General features: G+C 60.0%; 20 protein-coding genes. 7 read left to right on the forward strand and 13 right to left on the reverse strand.

Features of this window, described 5'->3' with window-relative positions; genetic code table 11:
- Window positions 1-54 precede the first annotated feature (54 nt).
- The 9 genes from phnD to phnG form a co-directional block, all read right to left on the reverse strand.
- Entirely contained in the window at window positions 55-960 is a 906-nt protein-coding gene (gene phnD / locus CFBP5499_RS14260; RefSeq protein WP_080826865.1) for a phosphonate ABC transporter substrate-binding protein, read from the reverse strand.
- 85 nt (window positions 961-1,045) lie between these two features.
- The gene (gene phnC, locus CFBP5499_RS14265; protein ID WP_080826864.1) at window positions 1,046-1,906 is read right to left on the reverse strand and encodes a phosphonate ABC transporter ATP-binding protein; all 861 of its coding nucleotides are present in this window, start codon (window positions 1,904-1,906) and stop codon (window positions 1,046-1,048) included.
- A 235-nt stretch (window positions 1,907-2,141) separates the two neighbouring features.
- The gene (locus tag CFBP5499_RS14270; RefSeq protein ID WP_080826863.1) at window positions 2,142-2,759 is read right to left on the reverse strand and encodes a DapH/DapD/GlmU-related protein; all 618 of its coding nucleotides are present in this window, start codon (window positions 2,757-2,759) and stop codon (window positions 2,142-2,144) included.
- Window positions 2,756-3,463, reverse strand: coding sequence for a phosphonate C-P lyase system protein PhnL (gene phnL / locus CFBP5499_RS14275; protein ID WP_080826862.1), 708 nt, complete (start codon window positions 3,461-3,463; stop codon window positions 2,756-2,758). The genes CFBP5499_RS14270 and phnL overlap by 4 nt, the downstream gene beginning before the upstream one ends.
- 67 nt (window positions 3,464-3,530) lie before the next feature.
- The gene (gene phnK, locus CFBP5499_RS14280; RefSeq protein ID WP_003524419.1) at window positions 3,531-4,307 is read right to left on the reverse strand and encodes a phosphonate C-P lyase system protein PhnK; all 777 of its coding nucleotides are present in this window, start codon (window positions 4,305-4,307) and stop codon (window positions 3,531-3,533) included.
- Window positions 4,304-5,206, reverse strand: a complete 903-nt coding sequence (locus CFBP5499_RS14285) for an alpha-D-ribose 1-methylphosphonate 5-phosphate C-P-lyase PhnJ (protein WP_003507325.1) — start codon at window positions 5,204-5,206, stop codon at window positions 4,304-4,306. The genes phnK and CFBP5499_RS14285 overlap by 4 nt, the downstream gene beginning before the upstream one ends.
- Before the next feature lie 133 nt (window positions 5,207-5,339).
- Window positions 5,340-6,449, reverse strand: coding sequence for a carbon-phosphorus lyase complex subunit PhnI (locus CFBP5499_RS14290; protein ID WP_080826861.1), 1,110 nt, complete (start codon window positions 6,447-6,449; stop codon window positions 5,340-5,342).
- Window position 6,450: 1 nt separating this feature from the next.
- Window positions 6,451-7,059 carry a phosphonate C-P lyase system protein PhnH gene (gene phnH / locus CFBP5499_RS14295; RefSeq protein ID WP_175416738.1) on the reverse strand — a complete coding sequence of 203 codons (609 nt, stop codon included), beginning with the start codon at window positions 7,057-7,059 and terminating at the stop codon, window positions 6,451-6,453.
- Entirely contained in the window at window positions 7,059-7,520 is a 462-nt protein-coding gene (gene phnG, locus CFBP5499_RS14300) for a phosphonate C-P lyase system protein PhnG (protein ID WP_080826859.1), read from the reverse strand. The genes phnH and phnG overlap by 1 nt, the downstream gene beginning before the upstream one ends.
- Before the next feature lie 82 nt (window positions 7,521-7,602).
- Here phnG and phnF point away from each other — a divergent pair, with 82 nt between their 5' ends.
- Window positions 7,603-8,340 carry a phosphonate metabolism transcriptional regulator PhnF gene (phnF, locus tag CFBP5499_RS14305; RefSeq protein ID WP_080826858.1) on the forward strand — a complete coding sequence of 246 codons (738 nt, stop codon included), beginning with the start codon at window positions 7,603-7,605 and terminating at the stop codon, window positions 8,338-8,340.
- Window positions 8,341-8,349: 9 nt separating this feature from the next.
- Here the strand turns inward: phnF and dapB are convergent, their stop codons facing one another.
- The 4 genes from dapB to mepA all read right to left on the reverse strand — a co-directional run bounded on the left by dapB (window position 8,350) and on the right by mepA (window position 11,899).
- A complete protein-coding gene (dapB, locus tag CFBP5499_RS14310; RefSeq protein WP_080826857.1) occupies window positions 8,350-9,177 on the reverse strand; it encodes a 4-hydroxy-tetrahydrodipicolinate reductase in 828 nt (275 codons plus the stop codon).
- A gap of 127 nt (window positions 9,178-9,304) precedes the next feature.
- Complete coding sequence (locus CFBP5499_RS14315; protein ID WP_080826856.1) at window positions 9,305-10,327, reverse strand: glucokinase; 1,023 nt, start codon at window positions 10,325-10,327, stop codon at window positions 9,305-9,307.
- 27 nt (window positions 10,328-10,354) lie between these two features.
- On the reverse strand, window positions 10,355-10,738 hold the full coding sequence (locus CFBP5499_RS14320) for a methylglyoxal synthase (protein WP_080826855.1): 384 nt from the start codon (window positions 10,736-10,738) through the stop codon (window positions 10,355-10,357).
- Window positions 10,739-10,837: 99 nt separating this feature from the next.
- Window positions 10,838-11,899: a penicillin-insensitive murein endopeptidase gene (gene mepA / locus CFBP5499_RS14325; RefSeq protein WP_080826854.1), complete on the reverse strand. Its 1,062-nt coding sequence runs from the start codon at window positions 11,897-11,899 to the stop codon at window positions 10,838-10,840.
- Between the two features lie 202 nt (window positions 11,900-12,101).
- Between mepA and CFBP5499_RS14330 the strand changes: the two genes are divergently transcribed.
- From CFBP5499_RS14330 to CFBP5499_RS14355, 6 genes are all read left to right on the forward strand, one after another.
- A complete protein-coding gene (locus CFBP5499_RS14330; RefSeq protein WP_080826853.1) occupies window positions 12,102-13,946 on the forward strand; it encodes an extracellular solute-binding protein in 1,845 nt (614 codons plus the stop codon).
- 243 nt (window positions 13,947-14,189) lie between these two features.
- On the forward strand, window positions 14,190-15,284 hold the full coding sequence (locus tag CFBP5499_RS14335) for a microcin C ABC transporter permease YejB (protein ID WP_080826852.1): 1,095 nt from the start codon (window positions 14,190-14,192) through the stop codon (window positions 15,282-15,284).
- Entirely contained in the window at window positions 15,284-16,429 is a 1,146-nt protein-coding gene (locus CFBP5499_RS14340) for an ABC transporter permease (RefSeq protein WP_080826851.1), read from the forward strand. The genes CFBP5499_RS14335 and CFBP5499_RS14340 overlap by 1 nt, the downstream gene beginning before the upstream one ends.
- 5 nt (window positions 16,430-16,434) lie before the next feature.
- Window positions 16,435-18,075 (forward strand): ABC transporter ATP-binding protein, encoded by a 1,641-nt coding sequence (locus tag CFBP5499_RS14345; RefSeq protein WP_080827524.1) that lies wholly within the window; start codon window positions 16,435-16,437, stop codon window positions 18,073-18,075.
- 101 nt (window positions 18,076-18,176) lie between these two features.
- Window positions 18,177-19,424 carry an NAD(P)/FAD-dependent oxidoreductase gene (locus tag CFBP5499_RS14350; RefSeq protein ID WP_080826850.1) on the forward strand — a complete coding sequence of 416 codons (1,248 nt, stop codon included), beginning with the start codon at window positions 18,177-18,179 and terminating at the stop codon, window positions 19,422-19,424.
- Window positions 19,425-19,596: 172 nt separating this feature from the next.
- The gene (locus CFBP5499_RS14355; protein WP_175416739.1) at window positions 19,597-20,958 is read left to right on the forward strand and encodes a glutamine synthetase family protein; all 1,362 of its coding nucleotides are present in this window, start codon (window positions 19,597-19,599) and stop codon (window positions 20,956-20,958) included.

Below are 20,958 nucleotides of genomic sequence, written 5' to 3' on the forward strand. Positions count from 1 at the left end.
GGCAAAAGCGGCGGCGCCGCAAGGCGCCGCCGCTTCCGGATATGACCTGAGGGATCAGCCGCCGATAACGGACTTACGCGCGTCGATGATCGTCTGGTAGAAGGACGGGTCGACCTTGATGTAGGCGGTGTTCTTGCCCTGGGTGAAGCCCTGGAAGCAGGCGAGGTCCTTCTTCGGCAGTTCCATGAAGAAGTCTTCGACCTTCTGCTTCATCGCGTCGCCGAGCTTGTTGGTGACCATGAGCGGACCGTTCGGGATCAGCGGCGACTTCCAGACTTCGACGATATCGTCCATGTCGAGGTTGCCCTTCTTGACCATCTGGTGAAGGTTGCCGCCGGAGTAGCCTTCTTCCCACTTGCCGACGCCCGAACCGAAAGTCGTGCCAACGTCGAACTTCTTGTCGAGAACGGCGAGAACGAGGTTCTCATGACCGCCGCCGAAACCGGTTTCGGCGAAATATTCCTTGACCGGCTTGCCGGTTTCCTTGGGGATCGCCACGTTCGGGACGAGGAAGCCGGACGTGGAATCCGGATCGGCGAAGCCGATCTTCTTGCCCTTGGCGTCAGCCAGCGTCTTGATGCCGCTGCCCTTGCGGGCAACCATGATCGTGTAATAACCACTGGAGCCGTCGGAGCCGGTATAGGTCAGGATCGGATCGACAGCCTTCGGGTCGGCCAGAGCGATCTTGGCGTAGGAGGATGCGCCCATCGAAGCGATGTCGATGGTGCCGCCGAGCAGACCCTGGATGACGCCGTTATAGTCCGGCGACGGGAAAACCTGGACTTCGGAAACGCCGGTCGCGGCCTTGAGGCCATCGGCAACGCACTTGGTGTTGCGGATCTGGTCGGCTTCGTTTTCGGAACCGTCGAGACCGATGCGCAGAACCTTGACGTCCTGAGCGATGGCGGAACCGGCCAGAACGCCAAGGGCGACTGCCGAAAGAAGGATTTTCTTCAACATGGACTTTCTCCTGTTTCCCGGCGAGCCGGAGTTTGTTGTGAAATGTCGGCCCTTGACGCGGGCAAAAACGATGCTGAGCGGTTCCTCAGAGCCCGGCGAGAGCGAGCGGTTCGGGACCGGCAGATTGCTGTATCGGCCGTGCGGGAAGCTGCGCGCCGGGAATGTTGATGCTGGTCGAGGTCATGGTCTCGTCGATGCCGGCGCCGTGTGAATCCGTCCCGTAAATCTCCGTGACCGCCGCAGCCGTCAGTTCGGCGGGCGTTCCGTCGAAAACGACTCGACCCTGCGACATGCCGATGATGCGTTCGCAATAATTGCGCGCCGTATCCAGCGTATGCAGATTGGTGATGACGGTGATGCCTTCGCGCTCGTTGATGTCGCGCAGGGCGTCCATGACGATCTTGGCGTTCAGGGGATCGAGAGAGGCGATCGGCTCGTCGGCGAGAACCATCTTCGGAGACTGCATTAGTGCCCGGGCGATAGCGACGCGCTGCTGCTGGCCGCCGGAAAGTGTGCCTGCCGCCTGCATGGCTACGTGCTCGATGCCGAGCCGCTCGAGGGCGGCAATCGCCATCAGGCGCTCTTCATCCGTGAAGATGTTGAACAGGCTGAGCACGGTCGAACGGTGGTTCAGGCGGCCGAGCATGACATTGGTGAGCACATCAAGGCGTGGCACCAGATTGAACTGCTGGAAGATCATTGCGCAGTCGCGCTGCCAGTTTCGGAGCGCAGCACCCTTCAGCGTCGAGACTTCCGTACTGTTGAAATGGATGGAACCCGAGGAGGGATCGACGAGGCGGTTGATCATGCGCAGCAGCGTCGATTTCCCCGCACCCGAGCGTCCGATAACGCCAACCATCTGGCCCTGCGGAATTTCGACATTCACGGAATCGACCGCAGTGTGGTTGCCGAAACGGCGCGTGACTTGCTTCAGGTGAAAGCTCATTTCCCCGTCCAATCTTCTTTTTGACGGGGTTCGGCGTAACAGCGGTGCGTGAAGTGTGGATGTCAGTTTGATGAATAAAATATTACAGATTTCACGGATCTTGCGTCCGCCTGTTTGCCGACAAAGCTTTCGGGAGGAATCTTGGACCGTTCAAATCCGCGTGTCTTTTGATCGCATAAACAAAAATCCCGGGATTTGTGTCCCGGGATTTGCAGGTGTTCGGTAGAGTGAGATTTCATCCGCCATATTTCGCTACAAAATCCTCGGCGTCCAGACTACGGAAATCGTCGAGAGCGACGCGCAATGTCGCGTGGTCCCAGTCCCACCATTTCAGATCATCCATTTGCCGGCCCAGTTCCGCCGGGAAGCGTTCCCGGATCAGCCGGGCGGGCACGCCGCCGACGATGGTATAGGGCGCGACGTCTCTTGAGACGACCGCGCCTGCGCCGATCACCGCGCCGTTCCCTACCGTGACGCCGGGCAGGATGGTCGCACCATGGCCGATCCAGACATCGTGGCCGATCACCACCCGTTTGGCACGGCGGGCGGCGAAGAAGTCCGTTTCATCTTCGGCGTCGTCCCAGTAGCTGTGGGCGCGATAGGTGAAATGGTGCAACGTCGCACGCTGCATGGGATGATTGGTGGCGTTGATGCGGACGGAGGCGGCGATATTGACGAATTTGCCGATGGTGGCGCACCAGATCGCGCCATCCTGCATGACGTAGGAGTAGTCGCCCATCTCGACCTCCTCGAGGCGGCAGCGCTCCGAAATTTCGGTATAGCGGCCGATCGAGGAATTGGTGACGCGGGCACTTTCGTGGATGACGGGTTCGAGACCGACCTTGACACTCATGCCGCTGCCTTCCGGGGCGAGAATTGCGAGACGTCGAGAATGCGATCAGCCACGGCTTCGCGCACCTCTTCGTCGTGGAAGATGCCGAGCAGCGCGGTGCCCTTCTCTTTTTTCTCCCTGATCATATCGACCACCACACGCCGGTTAGTGGCGTCGAGCGAGGCCGTTGGCTCGTCGAGAAGCAGGATCGCGTGATCGGTGATGAAGCCGCGCGCGATGTTGACGCGCTGCTGCTCACCGCCCGAAAAGGTCGCTGGTGGCAGCGACCACAATTCCCGTGGCAGGTTGAGTTTGGAAAGCAGCATGGCCGCCTGCTCACGCGCATCTTCAGCGGTAACCTTGCGCGCCAGAAGCGGCTCGGCAACCACATCGATCGCCGCGACACGCGGCACCGTGCGCAGGAACTGGCTGACATAACCGATGGTGCGGTGGCGGATATCGAGGATCGTGCGCGGCGAGGCATTGCCCATATCGATGACCTCACCCTGATGGCGGATGAGGATCTGTCCGCTGTCGATGGCGTAATTGCCATAGAGCATTTTCAGGATCGAGCTTTTGCCGATGCCCGAAGGGCCGCCGAGCACGACGCATTCGCCGCCCGAAACAGAGAAATTGACATCGCGGACGACCGGCAGCTCGATGCCGTCGCGAAGATGCATGGTGAAGCTTTTGAAGACTTCCGAAACGATGAGAGGCGTCGTCATGGTGGGTTCTTTCTTCCTGCGCGTGATTTTATCCGAAAACCGGGGGCCACTTTTCGGAATCACGCGGCTAGACCTGCAAAATGGAGGAAACAAGCAATTGCGTGTAGGGCTCGCGCGGATCGTCCAGCACCCGGTCGGTGAGGCCATGTTCGATGACGTCGCCGCCCTTCATCACCATCATGCGATGGGATAGCAGCCGCGCAACCGCCAGATCATGGGTGACGACGACGACCGCAAGACCGAGATCGTTGACGAGGCCGCGTACGAGATCGAGCAGGCGTGCCTGCACCGAGACATCGAGGCCGCCTGTCGGTTCGTCCATGAAGACGAGGCGCGGCGAGGTGACGAGGTTGCGGGCGATCTGCAGGCGCTGGCGCATGCCGCCGGAAAAGGCGCGCGGCTGATCGTCGATACGGTCGGTGCCGATTTCCACCCGCTCCAGCCATTCGCTGGCCGATTGCCTGATATTACCGTAATGCCGGTTACCCACCGCCATCAGCCGCTCGCCGACATTCGCGCCGGCAGACACCGCCATGCGCAGTCCGTCCGCCGGGTTCTGGTGCACAAAACCCCAATCGGTGCGCATCAGGAAACGCCGTTCAGCCTCACCCATATGATAGAGGTCACGCACCGAGCCGTCGCGCATGCGATATTCGACGCTGCCCGCCGTTGGCATGAGCCGGGTGGAGATGCAGTTGAGAAGCGTGGTCTTGCCGGAACCGGATTCGCCGACGATCGCCAGCACTTCGCCCGGATAAAGCTCGAAGGAGACGTTGCGGCAACCGGCGCGGTCGCCGTAATATTTGGAAACGTCCCGGACTTTCAGAAGCGGTGCGTCGCTCATTCTGCGGCCTCCTTCACATCCGCCAGCAGGTGGCCCTTGTGGCCATGGGCGCGGCGGTCTTCACAATGGTCGGTATCGGAGCAGACGAACATCCGCCCGCCCTTGTCGTCCAGCACCACCTCGTCGAGATAGACATTCTCCCCGCCGCACAGCGCGCAGGGCTTGTCGAAGCGCTGGATTTCAAAGGGATGATCCTCGAAATCGAGACTGACGACGTCCGTATAGGGCGGCACGGCATAGATGCGCTTTTCGCGCCCGGCGCCGAACAGCTGCAGGGCATCCGAGAGATGCATTTTCGGATTGTCGAATTTCGGCGTGGGCGAAGGGTCCATCACGTAACGCCCGGCAACTTTCACCGGATAGGCATAGGTAGTAGAGATGCGGCCGTTGCGGGCGATGTCCTCGTAAAGCTTGACGTGCATCAGGCCGTATTCTTCGAGCGCATGCATGACACGGGTCTCGGTCTCGCGCGGCTCGAGGAAACGTAAGGGTTCGGGGATGGGAACCTGATAAACGAGCACCTGACCCGAATGCAGTTCTTCTTCGGGAATGCGGTGCCGCGTCTGGATGATCGTCGCATCCTTCGTGCGGGTGGTGACGGCCACATTGGCTACCTTCTGGAAAAAGGCACGGATGGAGACGGCGTTGGTGGTGTCGTCGGCGCCCTGGTCGATGACCTTCAGCACATCGTCGGGACCGAGGATGGAGGCGGTCAACTGCACACCGCCGGTGCCCCAGCCATAGGGCATGGGCATTTCGCGGGAAGCGAAGGGAACCTGATAGCCGGGAATGGCGATGGCTTTCAGGATCGCCCGGCGGATCATCCGCTTGGTCTGTTCGTCCAGATAGGCGAAGTTGTAGGCAGCCAGCCCGTCGTCAAATGAAACTTCTTTAAGCATTGCGCGTTAGCCTTGTGAAAAAAGGAGTACAAGCTCATGGAGATTGGAATTCTTGCAGCCGTGTTCTTTGCTGTCTTTGCAGCATCGACCGTCTTTTGCGCCTACTGGTTTGGCGAGCAGCACGGCCGCTGAGCTATTCGGCCGCATCGCCCATCCACTCCGCGCCATCGGTATTGATCGCCTCGAAATCGGCGCGCATCTTCCGCACCAGACCGAGTTCGGCCTGAAAATCCACGTAATGCGGCAGTTTCAGATGTTCGACGAAACCCGTTCCCTGCACGTTGTCGGCGTGTGAGATGACGAATTCCTCGTCCTGGGCGGGGGCAACCACATCCTCGCCGAATTCGCTGGCACGCAGTGCGCGGTCGACCAGCGACATGGCCATGGCCTTGCGTTCGCTCTGGCCGAACACCAGCCCGTAACCGCGCGTGAACTGCGGCGGAGCCTTGGCCGAACCCTTGAACTGATTGACCATCTGGCACTCGGTGACCTTGATGTCGCCGAGTGAGACAGCAAAGCCGAGTTCCGGCACATCAAGCTCGACTTCTACCTCGCCAATGCGGATTTCGCCGACGAACGGGTGGGTGCGGCCATAACCGCGCTGGGTCGAATATGCGAGCGCCAGCAGGAAACCTTCGTCACCGCGCGCCAGCGATTGCAGGCGCAGGTCGCGCGGCATCGGAAACTCCATCGGTTCCCGTGTCAGATCGCCGGCAATATGATCATCCGGCATGTCGCCGTCGCTTTCGATCAGCCCCTCCTGGGCGAGGATATCGGAAACGCGCATGACATATTCCGGCTCGCCCTCCCGCTGGGTAGCGATTTCGACGGCGTCGTCTTCGAGGAGGGAGGGATCGAGCAGCCGGTGGGTGTAGTCGAAGGTCGGGCCCAGCAATTGCCCGCCGGGCAGATCCTTGTAGGTCGCGGAAACACGCCGCTGCACCGCCATGTCAGCGGTATCCACCGGAACCGAATAGCCGAAGCGCGGCAGTGTGGTGCGATAGGCGCGCAGCAGGAAGATGGCTTCGATCATGTCTCCGCGCGCCTGCTTGACGGCAAGGGCTGCAAGCGACTGATCGTAGAGTGAGGCTTCCGCCATCACCCGGTCTACGGCGAGCGACAGCTGCGAAACGATCTGCGCCACGGTCATGGCGGGCAGGTCGCGGTCTCCACGCCGCTGGTCGGCCAGCAGCCGGTGGGCGTTGGCGATGGCGGTCTCCCCGCCTTTGACAGCAACATACATCTTATGCCTCCACGGGTTTGATGCGCGTCGTGCGCGGCAGGCAGACGAATTTATCGCCAGCGGTCAGGATGACATCGACGCCGCGCGGGAAGACGGCGTTATTCTCCGCCCAAAGCCTCGGGAATATATCCGGCAGGCCGGAAGGGCTGATGAGGTTGACGTGGCGGATGCCGGGGCCGGAGAGCAGCAATTCCCGTCCGCCGTCCAGATCGGATAATTCGATGATGAGCGTCGTGGAGCGATCGGGATATTCCTGGCTGCCCTGGGCGAAGAGGCCGAAGGACGCGATGGCGCTGCCTGCCTCAATGACGGCGAAATGCGCAGCCGCTTTTTCTTCTGTAGCAGGTGCGCCCGTGTGAAATCCGATCCAGCCCGGCACCGCGGTCTTGCGCAATAGGCCGCTCAGCCAGACCGGCGTGTCGTGGTCGCAAAGCGCCAGCAGAACCGCACCGGTGGCAGCGGCAAGCGGAAGCGGCGGAGCGACTGCCGTTTCGATTGTCTGCGGCGTGCCCGGGCGGGCCATACCGTCCATCAGCTTCTTGAAAATACGCTGGGAATCGAAGACGGTGTTGGAAAAGCCGCCCGTCAATGCTTCGGCTTTCACACCCATCAATCCTCTCCTCGAACCATGGTGAAGAAATCGACCCGCGTGGCTGCGGTTTCCTTTGTTTTCCGTTCCTTCTCTTCGCTCAGTCTTTTTTCGACCGGTGAAAGAAGCTCGCTCTCGACGAGGTCCCGGGTCGGGAGTTCCTGCCAGAGTGCGTCGAAAACAGCGGCATACCAGGCCTTCTTGCGGCCGGTGCCGAGAACATGCGCATGGCCGACGGTTCCCGAGGCAAGCTTGACGGTCGCGCGGGTGACGGTGGTTTCACCGAGATTGAAAGGTGCACCGCCGCCGCCGATACGGCCTTTGACCATGACGAGGCCGGTTTCCGGCCCCCGCACATTTTCCGTCTGCGGGCTGGCATCCTGCCGGCTCCAGACATTTTCAAGTTCCTGAACGGTGGCGCGGGCAAGAAGCGCCGCCACTCGCTTCCTCTCTGCATGCATATTCGCAGCTTCGTTATTCATCGCTTGACCTCTAATGTCTATTGATATAGACAACTATACAATATAAGCTACAATTAACGCCGATGAATGACAAGCGTGTGACATGAGCCCTGCAGCAGCGATGAAAAGAAAGAACGGCGTGGCGCTCTGGCGGCAAATTGCCGACCGGATCAGGGGCGAGATTGCAGCTGGCGATCACGACGCAACCGGCATGTTGCCGCCCGAGATGACGCTGGCCGAAAAATTCGGCGTCAACCGCCATACCGTCAGAAGCGCCATTGCTGCGCTGGCGAGCGAAGGCATTCTCGAGCCGATGCAGGGACGCGGCACAATGATTACGCGCAAGGAGCGTTTGAGCTTTCCGATTTCGCTGCGCACGCGCTTTACGGCCGGCATCGCCGATCAGGTGAAGGAAATGGAGGCGCTGCTGCTTTCCCACACAACCGAGCCGGCAACTGCCGATCTCGCAGCGCGGCTGCAACTGCCATCAGGTGCGACGCTCATCCGCCTGGAAACCCTGCGCAAGGCGGACAGCCGCCCCGTGTCCCGTTCGACCACATGGTTCCCGGCGGATCGTTTTGCCGGAATAGGTGAGGCCTATCAGCAAAGCGGCTCGATCACGGCCGCTTTCAATATCCTTGGTGTGGCGGACTATGTTCGCACGTCGACCGTCATTTCCGCCATCCACGCGGATTCGCAGGATCTGGCCGATCTCGAACTATCGCCCGGGGCCATCCTGCTTGTCACCCAGGCATTAAATGCCGATATGGATGGCGTGCCGGTGCAATATGCCATCAGCCGCTTCTCGGCCGACACGGTCGAATTCACGGTGGAAAATTAGAGTTCGAGCTTACTCCGCCTGCGAAAGTCCGAGCACATCCAGCATGGAGTAGAAACCGGGCTTCTTGTCGAAGGCCCAGACAGCTGCCGTGATCGCGCCGCGTGCGAAAATGGAGCGGTCGCCGGCATAGTGGGAAAGCTCCACGCGCTCACCTTCTCCGGCGAAGATCACCGAATGTTCGCCGATCACCGAGCCGCCGCGCAGCGTGGCAAAACCGATGGTGCCGGTCTCACGCGCGCCGGTATGTCCGTCGCGCACGCGCACGGAAGAGGCGGTCAGATCGACCTTGCGGCCTGCCGCCGCAGCTTCACCCAACAGCAGCGCCGTTCCCGAGGGTGCATCCACCTTGTGCTTGTGGTGCATTTCCAGAATTTCGATATCCCAGTTCTGCGCATCCAGCGCCTGCGCCGCCTGCTGCGTGAGAACGCTGAGCAGGTTGACGCCGAGGCTCATATTGCCCGACTTGACGATGCGGGCATGGCGTGATGCTGCCTTGAATTTTTCTTCGTCTTCGGGCGAGCAGCCCGTGGTGCCGATGACGTGTACGATGCGTGCCTGCGCGGCGAGGCCGGCAAAGGTGACACTCGTTGCCGGTGAGGTGAAATCGATCACCCCTTCCGCATGCAGAAATGCCTGCAGCGGATCGCTGGTGATTTCGACGCCGATGGGGCCGAGACCGGAAATTTCACCGGCATCGCGGCCGACAAAAGCCGAACCTTCACGCGCCACTGCGGCATGCAGCTGAACGCCCGGCGTCTGGTGAATGAGGCGGATCAGCGCCTGTCCCATGCGGCCCGCCGCGCCCACCACCACCAGTTTCATGCCGCTGCTGCCCATGCTGTCACTCACTTTTCATGTCGGGCGGATCGGAACCCGCCGGTATCGGATGTTTGCTACAGCGACGTTAAAGACCGTCCGCCCGCTTCGCAAGCATCACATGTGAAGGGGTGTCCTTCAAAACCGATCAGGCTCTCCAGCGCCGGCCGTCCAGCGACAGGCCGAAATCGGAAGGCGTTCTGGCATAGGTGGCAAGCCCGGAAAGGGCCGCTTGCGGATGGGTGACGACGAATGTCGGAATGGTCCGCATCAGGGCGGTGTGCGGCGCCTTGTCCTCGAAAGCGGCCCGGAATTCCGGGCTCTTCAGCGCGGGGATGATCTTCTGCGAAATGCCGCCGGCGAGATAAACGCCGCCCTTGGCCATGAAGATCAGCGCAAGGTCACCCGCCACACGGCCGAGATAGGTGCTGAACAGCGAGAGCGTTTCTTTCGCCTGCGCGTTCTGGCCGGAAAGACCCTGCGACGTGATATCGGCCGGATCGGAGAAGACGGCGTCAATTCCATCGGCGATGCAGACGGCGCGGTAAAGATTGACCAGTCCACGCCCGCACAGGATTTGCTCACCCGCGACACGGCCCTCGATGGTTTCGATATGGGGGAAAACCGCATAGTCACGCGCGCTTCTCGGGCCGATATCGATATGGCCGCCTTCGCCAGGCACCGGAAACCACATATGGCGGGCATAGACCAGCCCGGCGACGCCGAGCCCCGTGCCCGGTCCGAGAACGACGCGCGATGCAAGCACGTCTTTTTTGCCGGAGCCGATGGCGTCGCGGTTATCGTCGTCAAGGGCTGCAATCGCGAGAGCCTGTGCCTCGAAGTCGTTGATGACGATGACGTCCTTCAGGCCGAGATTGGCGAGCATGTCCTTCGGCTTGACGACCCAGTGGCAATTGGTGAGCGGAATCTCGTCGCCTTCGATCGGGCCGGCAATCGCAAGAATGGTGGAGACCGGCTGAAGCGAGGTCTTGTCCAGAACCGCCTGCTGGATGGCGTCATCGATAGCAGGATATTCTGCCGTCTTCACGGTGGTGAGGTGCACCGGTGCCGCAAAGGAATCGATCAGAATGGAAAAGCGGGCATTGGTGCCGCCGATGTCGCCAAGAAGGATCGGGAAGGACAGATATTCGGTATCGGACGTCTTCGGCATTGCCTGTTCCATATTGGTGGGTGCGGGTCAGTCGGCGGAATTGAAGTCGATCATGTTTTCTGCGGTGGCGCGGTTGAGCGCCATGGGAATGTCATAGACCGTGGCAAGACGCGTCAGCGCTTTCACGTCGACATCATGCGGCATGGCCGTCAGCGGATCGGTAAAGAAGATCAGCATGTCCACTTCACCAGTGGCGATCATCGCGCCGATCTGCTGGTCGCCGCCGAGGGGACCGCTTTTGAGGCGAATGACCTCAAGGCCCGGACATGCTTCCTGTACCCGCCCGCCAGTGGTGCCGGTGGCGACGATCCTGAAACCGGCAAGCGCCTTCTGATGGTGACGGGCGAAATCCGCCATATCGTCCTTTTTCTCGTCGTGAGCGATGAGCGCGATACAGCGTTGCCCTTCCATGGTCCCAGCCCGTCCTCAAAGAATTAAATCGATTTGAAGCCTTCTATAACAGCTTGCCGCCATTTGAAAAGGGAAGCTGTTGAATGCCTCATTTCTGTTTCAGTTCAATGTCGGACGCTGGGTCGGAAGCGGAATATCCGAAGGCGGTTGCAGGGCGGGAGCGGCCTGAATGACCTGCTCCACGTTCTGCTGGCGTGCGGCCGGGGCCTGAGCCGGTGTCGGCGAATAGGCCTGGGCGGCAAGACCCTCGGGGTTGGCGGAAGGGGCAGCGGCGACTGCGGCGCAGGCCGCGGGCAGATCGGAAACCATGACCTGGCGCGGCTTCACCGGTTTGGCATTGGGGTCCTTTTTCGGCGGCGCCCATGGTTCCTTGGTGAACCACCAGGCAAGCGACTTGTCGCAACCGTCGCCTTTGCCGACCTCCGCCTGTGGTTTGCAGTTGGGAGCGCCGGGCGGGCATTCGAGACGGATGTGGAAATGTTCGTCATGGCCGTAGATCGGCCTGATCTTGCCCATGAAGGTGCGATCGCCGGTCCATGTCTGGCAGAGCTTCTGCTTGATGGCCGGGTTGACGAAGACACGTTCCACCTGCGGGTAACTTGCCGCCATCATCACCAGCCGGGCATTCAGCGGCGACCATTTACGGTCATCGACCGTCAGGAACTTGCTCTTGTCCAGCATCGAGATGAAAGGCACCGTTTCGCGCTGCTCCACGGTCAGCCGGGGAGTGGGCATGGGCCGCCACCAGACGTCGACATCGAGGCCGATCTGGTGCGAGGCGTGGCCGGTCAGCATCGGGCCGCCGCGCGGCTGGGAAATATCGCCAAGCAGCAATCCCGGCCAGCCGATCTTCTGCGCATCCTGCGAAAAGCGCTCGAGGAAGGAAATCAGCTGCGGCTGGCCCCAGCGCCGGTTGCGCGAAAGGCGCATGGCCTGCCAGCCGGGACCATCCGTCGGCATGGCGATGGCGCCGGACTGGCAGCCCTTGGCATAGGAGCCAATCGGCTGGGAGGTTGCGGCGGAAGGCAGAGCCATGTGGCCAAACACTTCTTTCGCGGGCCGGTCTTCGGCCGATGCGGCCTCGATCTGCAATTGAAGCGCGGAGACGACCGATATCGCCAGCATGGCCGCCTTGAAAACTCTTGATGATCCCGCCGTCATATAGCCGTGCCCGTCCGATCAGGTGATTCTCTTGCCCCAAGAATAAACTGGAACGGGATTTTGGTGAAACCATGTTTCGCTTGGCCCTCGCAAAGCGGTGATAAAGACGCCGATAAAGAGCTTGTGAGTCAGCGCATCTGTTTTTTGCCAATCTTTCTTTTATGCTCTCTCCAGCAAGCACAAAAACAGGGACATTCCCCCGATGATATTGGCACCACTGAAATCCCGTATCCTTGTCGCTCTCGCGACATCCGCCCTGTTGATACCGGCGCTGGCTTCCGCCCAGTCGGCGGATGTCTGGCGAAAGGGGATTTCGACGGTCGGGGAGCTGAAACATCCCGATGGTTTCGACCATTTCGACTATGTGAATACCAAGGCGCCGAAGGGCGGCACATTGCGCCTGTCGACATCAGGCACTTTCGATACGCTCAATCCGCTGCTTGCTAAGGGCGAGAGGGCAACGGGCCTTTCGCTGGTTTACGATACGCTGATGAAATCGACGGAAGAGGAACTGTCGGCTTCCTACGGTTTGCTGGCCGAGGGCGTGAGTTATCCCGACGATATTACGAAGGCGACGTTCCGGCTGCGGCAGGACGCCAAATGGGCGGACGGCAAACCGGTAACGCCCGAGGATGTCGTCTTCAGCTTCGAAAAAGCGAAGGATCTGAGCCCGCAACTCTCGACCTATTACACCCACGTCACCAAGGCGGAGGTGAGCGGCGAAAGGGACATTACCTTCACCTTCGATGAAAAGAACAATCGCGAATTGCCGCAGATCGTCGGGCAGTTGCTGATCGTTCCCAAGCACTGGTGGGAAGGCGCCGGCCCCGATGGCAAACCGCGCGACATATCGCGCGGTACGCTGGAACCGGTCATGGGCTCCGGTCCGTACAAGATCGCAGCCGTCTCCCCCGGCTCGTCTATCACCTATGAACGCCGTGACGATTATTGGGGCAAGGACGTCAATGTGAATGTGGGAATGAACAATTTCAAAACCGTCGCTTACACTTTCTTTGCCGATCAGGACGTGGAGTTCCAGGCTTTCAAATCGGGCACAGTCGATTTCCGGCAGGAAGCCTCCTCCAGCCGCTGGGTCACGGGTTATGATTTTCCGGCCGTGAAGGAAGGCCGCGTCAAGAAAGAGGAACTGCCGAATATTTATCGCTCCGTCGGCATCATGCAGGCCTTCGTGCCGAACATGCGGCGCGAGAAGTTCCAGAACCCCAACCTGCGCAAGGCACTGAACTACGCCTTCGATTTCGAAGAGCTGAACCGCACGCTGGCTTACGGTCAGTTCCAGCGCATCAACAGCTTCTTCATGGGCAGCGAACTGGCTTCCTCCGGCCTGCCGACAGGCCGCGAACTGGAAATTCTTCAGGAGCTGAAGGATCAGGTTCCGCCGGAGGTCTTCACGACGGAATATAAGAATCCGGTGGCGGGCGATCCGGCAAAGCAGCGCGACAATCTGCGCGAAGCCGTCAGGCTGATGAAGGAAGCAGGATACGAACTGCGCGGCAATCGCATGGTCAATGCCAAGACCGGCCAGCAACTCGATATGGAGTTTCTGATCGATTCCGCCGGCATGGAACGAACCATCCTTCCCTATGTCCAGAGTCTGAAGAAAATCGGCATCAACGCGACCATCCGCACGGTCGATGCCTCGCAATTCACCAACCGTACCCGCAGCTTTGATTACGATATTATCGTCAAGCTTTGGGCGACATCGGCCAATCCCGGCAACGAGCAGGCGGATTTCTGGGGTTCGGCAGCCGCCGACCGGCAGGGTTCCAACAATCTCGCCGGCATCAAGAACCCGGCCGTGGATGCCCTGGTCAGGAAGGTCATATTTGCGCCCAACCGGGATGAGCAGGTGGCCGCTGCCCGCGCACTCGATCGGATGCTTCTGGCAAACAGCTATGTCATTCCGCAATTTTACCGCGGCGAGATGTTCATCGCCTACTGGAACACCCTCATCCGCCCCGAAAACCTGCCCGAATACGGCGTCGGTTTCCCGGAGGCCTGGTGGTCCAGCCAAGCGGGACAATAACGCTAGCCTTGCTTTCGCGACGAAGGCTTGATTCACATAGGGCGAGACGAATCGCTTGGAGCGCACGCAAGGCGCTTTCACGAAAGGACCGGGTTTGACTGAAACGAAAACCGCTGACTTACAGCATTTCCAGGAAAAGTGGTCCCCGGTTTTCCGTCCGGAAATGCGCCAAAATAAAAAGTTAGAGCGTTTTCGCAATTCGAAGAAATGCGGAAGCGTTCTGACGCCCGGGAGCAGAGGCTGATGGGCGCCTATATCCTCAGACGTCTGGCGCTGATGATCCCGACGATCGTCGGCATCATGGGCATTTCGTTTCTCGTCATCCAGTTCGCGCCGGGCGGGCCGGTGGAACAGGTCGTGGCGCAGCTGACCGGGCAGGGCGACAGCGCCTCCGACCGGCTCTCCGGCGGCGGCGATCTCATGGGCCAGTCCGGTGGTTTCGATGAAAGCGGCTCGAAATATCGCGGCGCACAGGGCCTTGACCCTGAGTTGATCAAGAAGCTCGAAAAACAGTTCGGCTTCGACAAGCCGCCGCTCACCCGTTTTCTTGAAATGATGTGGAATTACATCCGCTTCGACTTCGGCGACAGCTTCTTCCGCAACTCGTCGGTGATCGATCTCATCATCGACAAGCTGCCGGTCTCGGCCTCGCTCGGCTTCTGGATCCTGATCATTTCCTACGTGATTTCCATTCCGCTCGGCATCAAGAAAGCCGTTTCCGATGGCTCGACCTTCGATGTCTGGACATCGGGCATCATCATCATCGGTTATGCGGTGCCAAGCTTCCTGTTCGGCATCCTGCTCATCGTGCTTTTCGCCGGCGGTTCGTTCTTCGACTGGTTTCCGCTGCGCGGTCTGGTTTCGGATAATTTCGACCAGCTGAACTGGTGGCAGAAGATCATCGACTATTTCTGGCACCTGACGCTGCCGCTGATCGCGCTGTCGCTTTCGGCCTTCGCGACAACCACGCTTCTGACCAAAAATTCCTTCATCGACGAGATCAAGAAGCAATATGTCGTCACCGCCCGCGCCAAGGGTCTCACCGAACGCAGGGTTCTCTACGGTCATGTCTTCCGCAACGCGATGCTGATTGTGATCGCCGGTTTTCCGGGCGCCTTCATCTCGGCCTTCTTCACCGGTTCGCTGCTGATCGAGAATATCTTCTCGCTGGATGGTCTCGGCCGTCTCGGTTATCTCTCGGTGGTCAACCGTGATTATCCGATCGTTTTCGGCACGCTCTTCATCTTTTCGCTGATGGGCCTCGTCGTCGGCCTGCTGTCCGACCTGATCTACACCTGGATCGATCCGCGCATCGATTTCGAGCGGAGGGACGTGTGATGTCGCTTGTCCATCCCGCCGGAACCGGAACGTTGGCAAAGCCGAAGCGCCCGTTGTTTTCGCCAACGACCAAGCGCCGCTGGCAGAATTTCAAGGCGAACCGCCGCGGATACTGGTCTTTCTGGCTGTTCCTCATTCTGTTTTTCCTGAGCCTGATGGCGGAATTCATCGCCAATGACAAACCTATTCTCGCTTCCTACAAGGGCGAGCTTCTGGTGCCGGTCATGGTCGACTATCCGGAGGAGAAATTCGGCGGCTTCCTTGCCCAGACCGATTACAAGTCCTCCTTCATTCAGGACGAGATCAACGCCAATGGCTGGATGATCTGGCCGCCGATCCGTTATTCCTACCAGACGGTCAATTCCAATATTCCGCATTCGGCACCCACGGCACCCTTCTGGCTGATGGATGAAAAAGAACGCTGCTCGGCTTACCCGCAAGACAATGCCGATCCGGGCTGCACGCTTGGCAATCTCAACTGGCTCGGAACCGACAATCAGGCGCGCGATGTTACGGCACGGATGATCTACGGCTTCCGCATCTCCGTGCTGTTCGGCCTGACGCTGACCATCGCATCGGCCCTCGTCGGCGTCTCGGCCGGCGCCATTCAGGGCTATTTCGGCGGCTGGACGGACCTGCTTCTGCAGCGTTTCATTGAAATCTGGTCGTCCATGCCGGTGCTGTACATCCTGCTGATCATTGCGGCCATCCTGCCGCCGGGCTTCTTCGTGCTGCTCGGCATCATGCTGCTGTTCTCATGGGTTGGCTTCGTCGGCATTGTCCGCGCCGAATTCCTGCGGGCCAGAAATTTCGAATATGTCCGTGCCGCGCGGGCGCTCGGCGTCGGCAACTGGACGATCATGTTCCGGCATCTTCTGCCCAACGCCATGGTGGCAACGCTGACCTTCCTGCCCTTCATCCTCTCCGGTTCGATCACGACGCTCACATCGCTCGATTTCCTCGGCTTCGGCATGCCGCCGGGATCGCCGTCGCTGGGCGAGATGATTGCGCAGGGCAAGAACAATCTTCAGGCCCCCTGGCTCGGCCTCACCGCCTTCTTCACCATGTCCATCATGCTCTCGCTGTTGATCTTCGTCGGCGAAGCGGTGCGCGACGCCTTCGATCCACGCAAGACGTTCCGGTGATCGCCATGACGGAAACAAAAATCCAGCCGCTTCTCTCCGTCCGTGATCTCTCAGTTGCCTTCCATCAGGGGGGCGCGACCAGCGTGGCTGTCGATCACGTCTCCTTTGACCTGATGCCGGGCGAAGTCGTCGCCCTTGTCGGTGAATCCGGTTCCGGCAAATCGGTAACGGCGAATTCCATTCTCAAATTGTTGCCCTATCCGGCGGCCAGCCACCCGTCGGGAAAAATCCTGTTCGACGGCAAGGACATGCTGACCCTGCCGGAGCGGGCGCTGCGTGCCGTGCGCGGCAACGACATCACCATGATTTTCCAGGAGCCGATGACCTCGCTTAACCCGCTCCACACCATCGAGCGGCAAATCGGCGAGATTTTGGAGTTGCATCAGGCGATCACCGGTGCGGAGGCGCGGGCGCGAACGTTGGAACTGCTGTTGCAGGTCGGCATCCGCGAGCCGGAAAAGCGCCTGAAGGCCTATCCGCATGAACTATCCGGCGGTCAGCGACAGCGCGTGATGATCGCCATGGCACTCGCCAACCGACCGAAACTGCTGATCGCCGACGAGCCGACCACGGCACTCGACGTGACGGTGCAGGCGCAGATACTGGAACTGCTCGGTGATCTGAAAACGCAGCACGGCATGTCCATGCTGTTCATTACCCATGATCTCGGCATCGTCCGCAAATTCGCCGACCGCGTCTGCGTCATGACCAAGGGCAAGATCGTCGAAACCGGAACGGTGGAGCAGGTATTTACCGATCCGCAGCACGCCTATACCCGCCATCTTCTGGCTGCCGAGCCGAAGGGCGAACCGCCGCATTCCGATGCCAGCAAACCGGTGGTCATGCAGGGCGACGACATCAAGGTCTGGTTCCCGATAAAGGCGGGGCTGATGCGCCGGGTGGTCGATCATGTCAAGGCGGTTGATGGTATCGATATAACCCTGCGCGCCGGCCAGACGGTGGGCGTCGTGGGCGAATCCGGCTCCGGCAAGACGACGCTTGGTCTTGCGCTCTCGCGGCTGATTTCCTCGAAGGGCCGCATCAGCTTCATCGGCCAGTCGATCGACAGCTATTCCTATGAGATGATGAAACCGCTCAGGAACCGGCTGCAGGTGGTGTTTCAGGACCCCTACGGTTCGCTCAGCCCGCGTATGTCGGTAGGCGAAATCATCGCGGAAGGCCTGAAGGTACATGAGCGGTCCCTCTCCGCAGACGAGCGCGATACGCGGGTTGCCACAGCACTGGAAGAGGTGGGCCTCGATCCGGCGACACGCTGGCGATATCCGCACGAATTTTCAGGTGGCCAGCGCCAGCGCATCGCCATTGCCCGCGCGATGGTGCTTAAACCCCGTTTCGTCATGCTGGACGAACCGACATCGGCCCTCGACATGAGCGTGCAGGCGCAGGTGGTCGATCTGCTGCGCGATCTCCAGGCGAAGCATGAACTGGCCTACCTCTTCATCAGTCACGACCTGAAGGTGGTGAAGGCGCTCGCCAACGACCTGATCGTCATGCGCCACGGCAAGGTGGTGGAAAGCGGTCCGGCGGCAGAGATTTTCGCCAACCCGCAGCAGGATTACACCAAGGCGCTTTTGGCAGCCGCCTTTAACATCGAGGCCGTGAAAACCAAAGCGGTTAGCCAGTAAGGCGCATCGGGTTTTCCATTAAGGCAATGATTTTTCTGTTGCTTTGCGCAAAATGCCGACCCATGTTGCGGTGGACGTGACACGGAAACGGGTTGATTGCGATGGCAGCGGATGTGGTCGTTTTGGGAGCGGGGATCATCGGGGTCTCTGTCGCTTTGCAACTGGCTCGAAGGGGCAAATCGGTGGTGCTGGTGGACCGGCGCGGACCGGGCGAAGAGACCTCTTTCGGCAATGCCGGGCTGATCCAGAGAGAGGGCGTGGTGCCTTACGGCTTCCCGCAGGATCTTGCGCTGCTGCTGCGCTATTCGCTGAATAACAGGATCGATGTCCGCTACCGCCTCTCCGCCCTGCCGAAGATCGCGCCTTTCCTCGGCCGTTACTGGTATAATTCCGCAGCCATCAGGCATGCTGCGATTGCACGCGCCTATACGCCGCTGATCGAACATTCGGTCTCGGAGCACAGCATCCTGATCGATGAGGCGAAGGCGGGCGATCTGATCGTGAAAAATGGCTGGATGGAGGCCTATAGGACCGCCGAAAGGCGGGACGCCGACTATGCCTTTGCCGAGCGTCTCGCGCGCGAGCACGGCATTTCCCACACCAAACTCGATGCCGACGAGCTAGCCACGGTCGAACCGCATCTCAGCCGCGATTTCGTCGGTGGCCTGAAATGGAATGATCCCTGGTCAGTACGCGATCCGCACGCGCTGACGCTTGCCTATGTCAAACTGTTCGAAAACCTCGGCGGAACCTTTGTCCGGGGTGATGCCTCCACCCTCAGCCAGACGACAAGCGGCTGGACGGTGCGCACCGAAACCGGTGCGGTGGAAGCCGAACATGCCGTCGTGGCGCTTGGTCCATGGGCGGATACGGTGACAGAGAGGCTGGGTTATCGTTTGCCGCTCGGCGTGAAGCGTGGCTATCACATGCATTATGCGCCGCAGGAGGGGACGAAGCTCAACAACTGGCTGATCGATGCCGAGCGTGGTTATTTCCTGGCGCCGATGCGAAAAGGCATCCGCCTGACGACCGGTGCGGAATTTGCCGAACGCGATGCGCCGAAATCCCCCGTGCAGATCGAAAGGGCTGAACGGGTTGCCCGCACCGTCTTTCCCCTCGGCGGCAGGCTGGATGCGGAGCCGTGGATGGGTGCCAGGCCCTGCACGCCGGATATGATGCCGATCATCGGTAAGGCGCCGCGCCACAGAACCCTATGGCTCGCCTTCGGGCATGCCCATCACGGACTGACGCTGGGCCCGATAACCGGCCGTGTTCTGGCGGAAACCATGCTGGGAGAAGCGCCGGTTATCGCCATCGATGCTTATCGTCCGGAAAGGTTCAATCCCTGATAGCCGAATCCGCTGGCCTTCCTGTGGCAGGCCACGTAACATGGTTCCATGCAAAGGGGAAAAGGGGCAAACGTCATCATGGTGGCGAGGTTTCTCATCTATCAGCAGCAGGGCGACTTTCGTTAGCGAAACTCGCTGCGCATGAAACGAGATGGAAACGGCTTGCTGGTGCATGATGTATGATATTGAAAACGCAAAGAAATTTTTCGCCGATAACCCAGATATCGAAATTCTCGAAGCTTTCGTCATAGACGCGAACGGTGTCCCGCGTGGCAAATGGATTCCGCGCGAACGGGCAATCGACGTGCTTGGAAAGGGAATGGCGATCCCGCGATCCGTTTATGCGCTGGATATCTGGGGCCGGGATGTGCACGCCGCAGGTCTTGCCGAAGGTACGGGTGATCCTGATGGTTTTTGTTTCCCCGTTCCCGGCACGCTGTCACGGGTGACATGGCTTGGCCGGCCAACGGCGCAGGTTCTGCTGGCGATGAAAAACCCGGATGGAACCGGCTTTTATGGCGATCCGCGTCATGTTCTGTCGCAGGTGCTGAGCGCCTATAAAAAAGCTGGCCTCACGCCGGTCGTGGCCACTGAACTGGAATTTTACCTGATTGATCCCGTCCGCTCGGCGCTTGATCCGGTACGCCCGCCACACAGCCGTGAGGGCCGTTGGCACACCGGTCAGACGCAGGTTCTGTCGATTTCCGAATTGCAGGATTTCGAGGACGTCTTTCACGACATTTCCACGGCCTGCCGCGCGCAGGGTGTGCTTGCCGATACGACGCTGCGGGAAAACGGGCCGGGGCAATATGAGATCAACCTCAACCATGTGCCGGATGCCCTGCAGGCCGCCGATTTCGCCGTCTTTCTGAAGCGTATAGTCAAGGGCGTGGCACGGCGGCATGAACTCGACGCCACCTTCATGGCCAAGCCCTATGGGCTGCAGGCCGGTAACGGCATGCATGTGCATTTTTCCGTTCTCGACAGGGACGGCAGGAATATCTATGCCGGGGAAGATGGCCCGTCGGATGCGCTGATGCATTCGGTCGGCGGCCTGTTGGAAAACATGGGGGAAAGCATGGCGATCTTCGCACCCCATGCCAATTCCTATCGCCGCCTGACCCCCAGCGAACATGCGCCGACCTATGCCTCGTGGGGCATCGACAACCGCTCGGCAGCGGTGCGTGTCATCGTTGCCAGCAAGGCCGCGACGCGTATCGAGCATCGGGTGGCCGGTGCCGACACCAATCCCTATCTGGTTCTTGCGATGATCCTCAGCGCCGCACTTGCCGGCATGAAGGAGAAGCGCCAGCCCGGCGGCGCAATCGCCGGCGATAGCCACGCCATCAATCATGAACCGCTTCCCACCAACTGGGACTATGCCCTGCAGCGCTTCACGCGGTCGAGCTTCGCCTATGCAACGCTTGGCCAGAAGTACCGGACGCTGTTTTCCGCCTGCAAGCAGCAGGAGCTTTCCGAATTTTCCCTGCGTGTAACCGACGTCGAATATGACGCCTATATCAGGACGGTGTGA

The organism is Agrobacterium tumefaciens (assembly GCF_005221325.1).
Taxonomy (GTDB): Bacteria; Pseudomonadota; Alphaproteobacteria; order Rhizobiales; family Rhizobiaceae; genus Agrobacterium.

Bases quoted from the DNA above. Each gene is read 5' to 3' on its own strand.
- phnD (WP_080826865.1), bottom strand. From the start codon at position 960: ATGTTGAAGAAAATCCTTCTTTCGGCAGTCGCCCTTGGCGTTCTGGCC.
- phnC (WP_080826864.1), bottom strand. From the start codon at position 1,906: ATGAGCTTTCACCTGAAGCAAGTCACGCGCCGTTTCGGCAACCACACT.
- CFBP5499_RS14270 (WP_080826863.1), bottom strand. From the start codon at position 2,759: ATGAGTGTCAAGGTCGGTCTCGAACCCGTCATCCACGAAAGTGCCCGC.
- phnL (WP_080826862.1), bottom strand. From the start codon at position 3,463: ATGACGACGCCTCTCATCGTTTCGGAAGTCTTCAAAAGCTTCACCATG.
- phnK (WP_003524419.1), bottom strand. From the start codon at position 4,307: ATGAGCGACGCACCGCTTCTGAAAGTCCGGGACGTTTCCAAATATTAC.
- CFBP5499_RS14285 (WP_003507325.1), bottom strand. From the start codon at position 5,206: ATGCTTAAAGAAGTTTCATTTGACGACGGGCTGGCTGCCTACAACTTC.
- CFBP5499_RS14290 (WP_080826861.1), bottom strand. From the start codon at position 6,449: ATGTATGTTGCTGTCAAAGGCGGGGAGACCGCCATCGCCAACGCCCAC.
- phnH (WP_175416738.1), bottom strand. From the start codon at position 7,059: ATGGGTGTGAAAGCCGAAGCATTGACGGGCGGCTTTTCCAACACCGTC.
- phnG (WP_080826859.1), bottom strand. From the start codon at position 7,520: ATGAATAACGAAGCTGCGAATATGCATGCAGAGAGGAAGCGAGTGGCG.
- phnF (WP_080826858.1), top strand. From the start codon at position 7,603: ATGAGCCCTGCAGCAGCGATGAAAAGAAAGAACGGCGTGGCGCTCTGG.
- dapB (WP_080826857.1), bottom strand. From the start codon at position 9,177: ATGGGCAGCAGCGGCATGAAACTGGTGGTGGTGGGCGCGGCGGGCCGC.
- CFBP5499_RS14315 (WP_080826856.1), bottom strand. From the start codon at position 10,327: ATGCCGAAGACGTCCGATACCGAATATCTGTCCTTCCCGATCCTTCTT.
- CFBP5499_RS14320 (WP_080826855.1), bottom strand. From the start codon at position 10,738: ATGGAAGGGCAACGCTGTATCGCGCTCATCGCTCACGACGAGAAAAAG.
- mepA (WP_080826854.1), bottom strand. From the start codon at position 11,899: ATGACGGCGGGATCATCAAGAGTTTTCAAGGCGGCCATGCTGGCGATA.
- CFBP5499_RS14330 (WP_080826853.1), top strand. From the start codon at position 12,102: ATGATATTGGCACCACTGAAATCCCGTATCCTTGTCGCTCTCGCGACA.
- CFBP5499_RS14335 (WP_080826852.1), top strand. From the start codon at position 14,190: ATGGGCGCCTATATCCTCAGACGTCTGGCGCTGATGATCCCGACGATC.
- CFBP5499_RS14340 (WP_080826851.1), top strand. From the start codon at position 15,284: ATGTCGCTTGTCCATCCCGCCGGAACCGGAACGTTGGCAAAGCCGAAG.
- CFBP5499_RS14345 (WP_080827524.1), top strand. From the start codon at position 16,435: ATGACGGAAACAAAAATCCAGCCGCTTCTCTCCGTCCGTGATCTCTCA.
- CFBP5499_RS14350 (WP_080826850.1), top strand. From the start codon at position 18,177: ATGGCAGCGGATGTGGTCGTTTTGGGAGCGGGGATCATCGGGGTCTCT.
- CFBP5499_RS14355 (WP_175416739.1), top strand. From the start codon at position 19,597: ATGATGTATGATATTGAAAACGCAAAGAAATTTTTCGCCGATAACCCA.